The sequence below is a fragment of the Streptomyces sp. H27-H1 genome, from assembly GCF_026627445.1.
Lineage (GTDB): Bacteria > Actinomycetota > Actinomycetes > Streptomycetales > Streptomycetaceae > Streptomyces.
In genome coordinates, this window is sequence record NZ_JAPNLJ010000149.1 from 1 (window position 1) to 1178 (window position 1178).

Sequence of the window (1178 nt, forward strand, 5' to 3'; positions counted from 1 at the left end):
AATTCCTCAAACGCCAAGGCTACGGACGGGCCAACTTCGACCTCCTACGACGCCGCATCCTCCTCACCCCGTGACCCATCACGCTGGGCGATCCCGAAATGTTGATCAGAGCCGTATGTCGAGGCCATTGACACATACGGTCAACGATCACGCGGGCCGGGCAGCGTCCGTCACCGGCCCCCGCGCGCCCTGCAGTCCTACCCCGTGGGGACAAAGGCGGCTTCGCCAGGCAGACAGTGACAGCCTGACAACATACCGAAGCTCCCGCCGTTCAGGGTGACTTGAAAGCCACCCCGGCAACCGGAGCTCCAATACATTCATAACGGCCCACAGCGGATGACCACATCCCTGCAGCCAGCACACCCAGAAATCACCCAGGCCCTGGATCAGTCCCGCCCGGCGAGCAGATAGTCCGCAGGCAGGTTCCACAGGTGCGTGACTGCCGGTGGTGTCGCCGGGTTACGCGGGACAGCCGAGCCCCGTGGCGGGATTGGCGCAGGTGTTGTGACCGGTACCGCCGTGGTTGGTGTTCGTTCCGCTTCCCCCATCGAGCGTGTCGTTGCCAACGCCACCCAGAAGGCTGCCGTTGCCGGCACCACCCTGAAGATTGTCGTTGCCGGCACCGCCCTCGAGGGTGTCGTCGCCGTCACCGCCGCGCAAGGGGTCGTTGCCCGTCTCGCCGCAGATGAGGTCGTTGCCTCCACGTCCGTTGAAGGTGTCGTTCCCGTCCCCGGCGTAGATCACATCGTCACCGGTGGTGCCGTTGATGGTGTCGTTGCCATCAGTACCGGTGATAGTGGCTCTGGCAGGCTGGCGACCCGGCCGGGAGCTGACCGTTCCGGCGGCGGGAGCGGAACCCGCAATCCCGACCGACCGAGCAGGACCTCCAGGCAGCAACCACGGCATCGAAGCCGTCCACTGCACCAAGAAGTCCTCCCATGCCGGCCTACGCCATCACCCCCATCACTGCCTCAACGCTCGGTAAATCTCACCGACAAACCCTGAACACACCGCACCCAATCCTCGGACAAATCACCCAAATCCTGTACCTATGGGCACACGGCCCTACCACCGCTGCTGGCCGTACCCCGGCCCGGCCCCCACCCGCGCGCCTCTCAACAGCCGGGCAGGAGCCGGACCGGGCCCCCCCCCCCCCCCCCCCTGCCCCCGCCCCCCCC

The 1178-nt window shown here is 66.3% G+C and carries 1 protein-coding gene; it reads right to left on the reverse strand.

Going from position 1 to position 1178, the window contains the following annotated elements; translation table 11 throughout:
- Positions 1 to 459: 459 nt before the first annotated feature.
- Positions 460 to 924, reverse strand: a complete 465-nt coding sequence (locus OTB20_RS42205) for a calcium-binding protein (protein ID WP_267825189.1) — start codon at positions 922 to 924, stop codon at positions 460 to 462.
- Between the last annotated feature and the right edge of the window lie 254 nt (positions 925 to 1178).